General features: G+C 67.5%; 7 protein-coding genes and 2 pseudogenes. 1 reads left to right on the forward strand and 8 read right to left on the reverse strand.

Annotated elements, in window-relative coordinates:
• The 6 genes from ACLJK8_RS21200 to ACLJK8_RS21225 form a co-directional block, all read right to left on the reverse strand.
• The coding region (locus ACLJK8_RS21200) for a TRAP transporter large permease (RefSeq protein ID WP_413152389.1) at positions 1 to 1,149 on the reverse strand (1,149 nt) is incomplete at its 3' end.
• Positions 1,146 to 1,694 carry a TRAP transporter small permease gene (locus ACLJK8_RS21205; RefSeq protein ID WP_413152391.1) on the reverse strand — a complete coding sequence of 183 codons (549 nt, stop codon included), beginning with the start codon at positions 1,692 to 1,694 and terminating at the stop codon, positions 1,146 to 1,148. The genes ACLJK8_RS21200 and ACLJK8_RS21205, both read right to left, overlap by 4 nt.
• Entirely contained in the window at positions 1,694 to 2,674 is a 981-nt protein-coding gene (locus ACLJK8_RS21210) for a DctP family TRAP transporter solute-binding subunit (RefSeq protein ID WP_413152393.1), read from the reverse strand. The genes ACLJK8_RS21205 and ACLJK8_RS21210 overlap by 1 nt, the downstream gene beginning before the upstream one ends.
• Before the next feature lie 138 nt (positions 2,675 to 2,812).
• On the reverse strand, positions 2,813 to 3,820 hold the full coding sequence (locus tag ACLJK8_RS21215; protein ID WP_413152395.1) for a transketolase family protein: 1,008 nt from the start codon (positions 3,818 to 3,820) through the stop codon (positions 2,813 to 2,815).
• Entirely contained in the window at positions 3,820 to 4,590 is a 771-nt protein-coding gene (locus ACLJK8_RS21220) for a transketolase (RefSeq protein WP_413152398.1), read from the reverse strand. The genes ACLJK8_RS21215 and ACLJK8_RS21220 overlap by 1 nt, the downstream gene beginning before the upstream one ends.
• A gap of 95 nt (positions 4,591 to 4,685) precedes the next feature.
• Complete coding sequence (locus ACLJK8_RS21225) at positions 4,686 to 5,435, reverse strand: SDR family NAD(P)-dependent oxidoreductase (protein WP_413152400.1); 750 nt, start codon at positions 5,433 to 5,435, stop codon at positions 4,686 to 4,688.
• A gap of 185 nt (positions 5,436 to 5,620) precedes the next feature.
• Between ACLJK8_RS21225 and ACLJK8_RS21230 the strand changes: the two genes are divergently transcribed.
• Positions 5,621 to 6,547, forward strand: coding sequence for a LysR substrate-binding domain-containing protein (locus ACLJK8_RS21230; RefSeq protein WP_413152396.1), 927 nt, complete (start codon positions 5,621 to 5,623; stop codon positions 6,545 to 6,547).
• A 188-nt stretch (positions 6,548 to 6,735) separates the two neighbouring features.
• Here the strand turns inward: ACLJK8_RS21230 and ACLJK8_RS21235 are convergent.
• Together ACLJK8_RS21235 and ACLJK8_RS21240 are read right to left on the reverse strand one after the other, a co-directional pair.
• Positions 6,736 to 6,939: pseudogene (locus ACLJK8_RS21235) on the reverse strand (hypothetical protein); the annotation flags it as partial.
• Between the two features lie 13 nt (positions 6,940 to 6,952).
• Positions 6,953 to 7,424, reverse strand: a pseudogene (locus ACLJK8_RS21240) (HAD-IC family P-type ATPase); the annotation flags it as partial.

Below are 7,424 nucleotides of genomic sequence, written 5' to 3' on the forward strand. Positions count from 1 at the left end.
CGCCGCCGAGATGAAGAGCGTCGTGCCGATCGGCGGGGTGAAGAGACCGATCGAGAGGTTCACAACCATCATCACGCCGAGCTGGATCGGGTCCATCCCGATCGCCTTCCCGACCGCGATGAAGGTCGGCCCCAGCAGCAGAATGGCGGCCGGAAGATCGAGGAACATGCCGACGATCAGCATCACGAGGTTCATCGCGAGGATGACGAGCCAGGGTTCCCGCAGCACGGTCGTCGCGTATTCGGTGACGGCGCGTGGGATCGCCTCGGTGATCAGGACGTAGCTGACGAGATTCGACGCCATGATCACCAGCATGACCACCCCGGTCGTGACCACCGTGCCGATCAGCGCCAGATAGACCCGCTCGATCGTGAGGTCGCGGTAGATGAGCGCGCTGACGACGAGGGCGTAGGCGACGGCGACGACGCTGACCTCGGTCGGCGTGGCGATGCCCGCGCGGAGCAGGATGATGATGAAGAGCGGCATCAGGAGCGCCGGGAGCGCCGTCAGGAAGGCACGCCGGATCTGGGCGCCCGTGAGCGACTGCGCCAGCAGCGGGAAGCCGCGCAGTCGGCCACTCAGGTAGCAGACCAGCACCATGCCGCCGGCGAGCATCAGGCCCGGAAGGATGCCGGCGAGAAAGAGCGAGCCGATCGAGGCGTTGGAGCCGGCGGCGTAGAGGATGAGCGGGATCGAGGGCGGGATGAGCCCCGCGATGACCGCGGAGGAGGCCGTCGTGGCGGCGGCGAAGGCGGCGGGATAGCCTTCGCGCTTCTGCCATGGGATCAGCATCGATCCGAGCGCGGAGGCCTCCGCGACGGCCGAGCCGGAGACGCCGCCGAAGATCGTCGAGCCGACCACGGTGACCTGCGTCAGCCCGCCGTGGAAGCGGCCCACGAGCGAGGCGGCGAAGTCGACCAACTTCTGCCCCAGCGTGCCGCTCATCATGAGCGCGCCCGAGAGAATGAAGAACGGGATCGCCAGGAGCGGGAAGCTTTGGGTCGGCTGGAACAGCTTCACCACCGAGACCACCGGCGGAACCGAGCCGAGCGTCAGCACGGCGAGACCCGAGCTGATGACGAGCGCGTAGCCGACCGGGAAGGCCAGAAGCAGAAGCACGGCGAAGACGAGGATCATCAGGACGGTCACAGTTCTTCCTCCGGGTCGTGGGCCCGCACCGACAGGGGATCGTCCGCGGCGCGCAGCCGGGCGAAGGTGGTGAGGGCGGTGATGCCGAGTGCGACGAAGCCGACGACGAGGGCGAGATAGGCCCAGAGCGCCGAAACTCCGGTCACGGGGTAGTATTCGCTGCTGGTCACGCGCAGCACCTCGATGCCGAGCCACGCCAGATAGAAGAAGGTCAGGGCGGCGACGATCTGCATCCCGAGGAGCAGGTTCCGCTGGGCGCCGCGGCCGATCTTGGAGAGCAGGAGCGTCACCGAGATATGCGCCCCATGCTGCGCGGCGAGCACGATGCCGCTCATCACGAGCCACGGGAACATGAAGCTCGGCAGTTCGGTCGGCCAGCCAAGGCTCGACTTGGTGACGTAGCGCACGATCACCTCGCCACAGAGCGCGAGAAACATGACGCAAAGCGCGGCGATCGAGATCGCGCTCGCGGCGAGGGTGATCGCCCTGTCGATCCATTCCGGGAGCGACGAGGGGCGTTCGGCTTCACGAATTTTCACGGCCATCACGAACCACTCCCGGCTTTGCTGGCTTCCTCGCGGACCAGATCGACGAGTTCGGGGAACTCTTCGCGCCAGTCCTCGTAGACCGGCCCGGTCATCTCGACGAAGGGGGCCGGGTCGATCTCGTTGAAGACGACGCCCGCGGCTTCCATCTCGCCGCGGAGCGTGGAATCGGCGTCCATCGACATCTGGCGGTTGAGCGCGCGCGCCTCGGTCGCGGCCTCGCGGATCGCCGCCTGATCCTCGGGGGAGAAGCCGTCGAAGACGATCTTGCTCGCGAAGAGCGGCGTGGTCTCGTATTTGTGCGCGGTCAGCGAGATGTACTTCTGCACCTCGAAGAGCTTCGAGGAATAGGTGTTCATCAGCGGATTCTCCTGACCGTCGACCACGCCCTGCTGGAGCGCGATGTAAAGCTCGGAGAAGGGCAGGGGCGTCGGGCTGGCACCGAGTTCCTCGAAGATGTCGACCGTCATCCGGTCGGGCGGTGTCCGGAGCTTGATGCCGGCGAGATCTTCCGGCTTCTCGATCGGGCGGACATTGTTGCTGACGTGGCGGATGCCGTTGTCCCAGATCGACAGGAGCACGAGACCCCGGGCCTCCGCCGCCTCGGCGAGTTCCTGACCGACCGGCCCGTCGAGCACGGTCCAGGCGGAGCGAAGATCCTCGAAGAGGAACGGCAGGCCGACGACGCCGAATTCCGGGACGACGCCGGAGGTGGTGCCCTGGGAATTGGCGCTGAAGGCGAGCGTCCCGAGCCGCAGATGCGTCAGTGCCTCGACATCGTCGCCGAACTGGGCGCTTTCGCCGACGGCGACGATCACGCGGCCATCCGTCTTCTCGGCGACGAGTTTGGCGAAGAGGTTCGAAGCCTCGGCCTTGGGGTTGCCCGGAGCGGCGTTATGCGCGAGTTGCAAGCTCTGGCTCCAGGCGGGCAGCGCGGCGAGCATGGCGCCGGCGCAGATGCCGTAGAGTAGCCGTTTCAATCTCATGTTCCTCCTCATGTTGGGCTCCGGCTCCTGGCCGGATTATCCTCAATTCGCGCGCGGGGGCGCGACCCGGGCGAGGCGAACCGCCCGGGGCCCGTTCGAGCGCGGCCGCCGGGGCCGCGGCATTCGGGTGGATCAGAGCCAGCCCTTGATGCTGGCGGTCATCGCCTTGGCGGAGATGCCGTAGCGGTCGTGGAGCGTCGGCAGGGCGCCGGCGGCGAGGAATTCGTCGGGCAGGCCGATGTGGCGGAACTTCGGCGCCACCCCTCCGCGGAGCAGCGTGCCCGCGACCGCCTCGCCCAGACCGCCGATGACGGTGTGGTTCTCGGCGACGACCACCATGCGGCCGGACTTGCCCGCCTCGCGCAGGATCGTCTCGGTGTCGAGGGGCTTGATCGTCGGGACATGCAGGACGCCGACCGACACCTTGTCGGCTTCGAGCGCCTTCGCCGCCTCGAGCGCCCACATGGTGGCGAGGCCGGTGGAGATCACCAGCACATCATCGCCGTCCCGGATCGTCTTCGCTTTCCCAAGCTCGAACTGGTAGCCATATTCGTCGAGCACCAGCGGCACCTTGCCGCGCAGCAGGCGCATGTAGCACGGCCCCTGATGCGCGACCATCGCGGCGACCGCCTGCTCGGTTTCGAGCGCGTCGCAGGGGTCGATCACCACCATGTTCGGCATCGCCCGGAACAGTGCGAGATCCTCCGCCGCCTGATGGCTCGGCCCGTAGCCCGAGGTGAGGCCCGGCAGGGCGGCGGCGATCTTTACGTTGAGGTTCTCCTCGGCGATCGTCTGGTGAATGAAGTCATAGGCGCGGCGCGATGCGAAGACCGCATAGGTGGTCGCGAACGGAATGAACCCCTCGTGTGCGAGGCCGGCCGCGGCGCCGAACAGCAGCTGCTCGGCCATGCCCATCTGGTAGGAGCGCTCCGGGAACGCATCCCGGAAGATGTGGAGGTCGGTGTACTTGCCGAGATCCGCCGTCATGCCGAGGATCTTGTCGTTCGCCTTCGCCGCCTCGACCAGCGCATGGCCGAAGGGGGCGGGCTTCGTCGGCTGGCCCTCGGCCGCGATCGAGGCGATCATCGCGGAGGTGGTCAGCTTCTTCTTCGGGGCCTCGGTGGTTTTCGTCTCGGCCATCACGCGGTCCTCCCGGCGTCGAGCGCCTCAAGAGCGAGCTGCCACTCGTGCTCCTCGACGCGGATGAAGTGGTTCTTCTCGCGGGCTTCGAGGAACGGCACCCCGCAACCCATCTGCGTATCGGCGATGATGATGCGCGGCTCCGGCCCGGCGTGGTCCTTCGCGGCGTCGAAGGCGGCGACCACGGCATCGAGGTCATTGCCATCCACCCGTTGGGTGAACCAGCCGAAGGCTTCCATCTTCTCCCTGAGCGGCTCGAAGCCCAGCATTTCGGTCGAGGGGCCGTCGGCCTGCTGGTTGTTCACGTCGACGATGGCGATCAGGTTGTCGAGCTTGTGGTGGGCGGCGGACATGATCGCCTCCCAGACCGAGCCCTCGTCAAGCTCGCCATCGGAGAAAAGCGTGTAGACGCGGGACGCGGAGCCCTTGCGCTTCAGCCCCATCGCCATGCCGACGCCGATCGAGAGGCCGAGGCCGAGCGAGCCGCCCGACATCTCCATGCCCGGCGTATAGGCGGCCATGCCCGACATCGGCAGGCGCGAGCCGTCGCCGCCGTAGGTCTCGAGCTCGTCCTCGGGGATGATGCCGGCCTCGATCAGCGCGGCGTAGAGCGCGATGGCGTAATGGCCGTTCGAGAGCAGGAAGCGGTCGCGGTCCTCCCAGTGGGGGTCCTCGGGGCGGTACTTCATCGCGTGGAAATAGGCCGTCGCCAGCACGTCGGCGATGTCGAGCGCCTGGGCGATATAGCCCTGGCCCTGGACCTCGCCCATGCGGAGCGCGTTGCGCCGCACGCGGTAGGCGCGCTCGGCGAGATCGACATTGTGTCCCAAACTCGTGGTCACGGGGTTCCTCCGGATCGTTGGTGTCAGTGGATCAGCATGCCGCCGTTGACGTCGATGACGCCGCCGGTGGTGTAGGAAGCGAGGTCCGAGGCGAGGAACAGGCAGGCCCGCGCCACATCCTCGGCGTCGCCGAGGCGGTTCATCGGGATGCCTTCGAGGATCTTCTCCTTCAGTTCCGGCGTCAGCTTGCCGCCGGTGATGTCGGTCTGGATGAGGCCCGGGGTGACGGAATTGACGCGGATGTTGTCCGGGCCGAACTCCCGCGCCATCGCCTTGGCAAGCCCGAGCACGCCGGCCTTCGCCGCGCTGTAATGCGGGCCGCCGAAGATGCCGCCGCCGCGCTGCGCGGAGACCGAGGACATGCAGACGATCGAGCCCGACTTCTGGGCGCGCATGCTCGGGATCGCCGCCTGGCTCATGTAGAGCGTGCCGCGCAGGTTCACGTCGAGGATCGCGTCATAGCCCTTGTCGTCGATTTCGAGCGTCTTGACCGGCTGGGTGATGCCGGCGTTGTTGACGAGCACGTCGACCCGGCCGAATTCCGCGGTCACCTTGGCGACGGCGGCCTCGCAGGCGGCCTTGTCGGTCACGTCGCAGCCGTATCCGCGATGCGCCTCGCCGAGATCGGCGGCCGCGGCGGCCGCGGCTTCCGCGTCGAGATCCAGGATCACGACGATCCCGCCCTGCGCCGCGAACAGGCGCGCCGTGGCGCGGCCGATCCCGCGCGCCGAGGCGGCGCCGGTCACAATACATACCTTGTCGGCCAGGAGCATTCTGGCTTCCTCCATCTTCGTGGTTTTCCGTTTCAGATTGGGGGGTCCGGGCCTCGCGCCCGTTCTGTCCTCCCCGCGCGGATCTGCCTGCCCGCTGTTCATGTGGAGCAATATGCCGGGTTGCGTCGAATCTCTCAAACGAATAAAAAACGCTATGGATGAGATAGATTCATGTAAATGATGCGATGCTCCGGCGGATTTCCATCAAGGCAATTCAAGCCTTTGAGGCCGCCGCGCGCCTCGGCTCCTTCGCACTCGCGGCGGACGAACTCGCGGTCACGCCCTCGGCCATCAGTCATCAGGTGCGGCTGCTCGAAGACCAGCTCGGCGCGCTCCTGTTCCACCGGGTCCACCGCTCGGTGATCCTGACCGACACGGGCCGCGAGTACGCCGCGGAGGTGATCGCCGCCTTCGGACGGATCGACGCGGCGACGCAGCTGGTGGCGAGTTCCAGCGGATCAGCGACGCTCACGGTCCATTCGACCCCGAGCATCGCGACACAGTGGCTGATGCGGCGCCTGCAGCTCTATGGCGAGCTGCATCCGGAGATCGACCTGAGGTTGCAGTCCTCGGTCGAACAGATCGATCTGGGGCAGGGAATCGTCGATATCGACATCCGCTACAATCCCGGCCCGCCGCCAGCCGGCGCGGTGGTGAAGATGTTCCCGGAGGACGTGATCGTCCCCTTGTGCTCACCGCGGCTCGCCGATGGCCCGAAGGCGATCCGGCGCGTCGAGGATCTCGCCGCCCATGCGCTGATCCACAGCGAGGTCAACATCCTCGGCTGGCGTGACTGGGGCCGCCGCAACCGCAGGGCGCGTCTCGACCTCGACCGGGGCCTCCGCTTCGACCGGTCGTTCATGGCGATCCGCGCGGCGGTGGACGGGCTCGGCGTCACGCTCGACAGCATGCTGCTGGCCGAGGATGAGCTTCGGCAGGGGACGCTGGTCATCGTCCTGCCCGAAACCGCGATGAAGGTGCGCGGTCACGGCTTCTTCAGCCTGCGCTCGAAGGGCGATGGCCGGAAGGTCGCCGATTTCCGGGACTGGCTCTTCGACGCGCTGCTCAGCACCAGGGGATGGTGGGAGGATTTTCTCGCGGCGCGCCAATAGCTTCCCGCGCCGCCCGTCCTATGGCCACCGGCGAGCGGTCTCCGCCGCGTCGTAAGCCCGCTTCGCCGCCTCGACATCCTCGAGTTCGCGCGCGATCCATGCCGTCACATCCTCGATAAGGCCGGACGGAGATCGGCGAGATCGGCCAGCTCGGGGAGGCGGGCTCCACGCCCGCCGCCACCCTTCTCTCAGCCTTCGCGCGCCGGATCGTAGGCCAGCAGTCGGAGCGCGTTCAGCGTCACCAGCACCGTCGCCCCGGTATCCGCGAGGATCGCGATCCAGAGCCCGGTGATGCCGAGGATCGTGGTGACGAGGAACACCGCCTTCAGGCCGAGCGCGATGGCGACATTCTGGCGAATGTTGCCCATGGTGGCGCGTGCGAGACGGATCNCCGGTGATGCCGAGGATCGTGGTGACGAGGAACACCGCCTTCAGGCCGAGCGCGATGGCGACATTCTGGCGAATGTTGCCCATGGTGGCGCGTGCGAGACGGATCAGCGCCGGCACATCGGTCACCCGGTCGCGGAGGATCGCCGCGTCGGCGGTTTCGAGCGCGACATCGGTGCCCGATCCCATCGCGACGCCCACACCGGCCTGTTTCAGCGCGGGCGCGTCGTTGATGCCGTCGCCGACCATCATGACGCCGCCTTGCGTCCCCATTTCGCGGATCGCGACGAGCTTGTCCTCGGGCATCATCTGGGCCCGGAACTCCATGCCGATCCCGCCGGCGATCGCCTCCGCCGTGCGGGCGTTGTCGCCGGTCAGGATCGTCGCGCCGACGCCCATGTCGCGGAGTTGCCGCGCGGCCTCGATCGCGTCGTCGCGCGGCTCGTCCCGCATGGCGATGAGGCCGAGCGGGCGGTTCTCGCGGAAGACC

Origin of the sequence: Amaricoccus sp. W119 (assembly GCF_047275745.1) — a bacterium.
Taxonomy (GTDB): Bacteria; Pseudomonadota; Alphaproteobacteria; order Rhodobacterales; family Rhodobacteraceae; genus Amaricoccus.

Excerpts from the sequence above, each read along its gene's own strand:
- ACLJK8_RS21220 (WP_413152398.1), bottom strand. The coding sequence starts at position 4,590 with ATGGGCGAGGTCCAGGGCCAGGGCTATATCGCCCAGGCGCTCGACATC.
- ACLJK8_RS21230 (WP_413152396.1), top strand. The coding sequence starts at position 5,621 with ATGCTCCGGCGGATTTCCATCAAGGCAATTCAAGCCTTTGAGGCCGCC.
- ACLJK8_RS21205 (WP_413152391.1), bottom strand. The coding sequence starts at position 1,694 with ATGGCCGTGAAAATTCGTGAAGCCGAACGCCCCTCGTCGCTCCCGGAA.
- ACLJK8_RS21225 (WP_413152400.1), bottom strand. The coding sequence starts at position 5,435 with ATGCTCCTGGCCGACAAGGTATGTATTGTGACCGGCGCCGCCTCGGCG.
- ACLJK8_RS21215 (WP_413152395.1), bottom strand. The coding sequence starts at position 3,820 with ATGGCCGAGACGAAAACCACCGAGGCCCCGAAGAAGAAGCTGACCACC.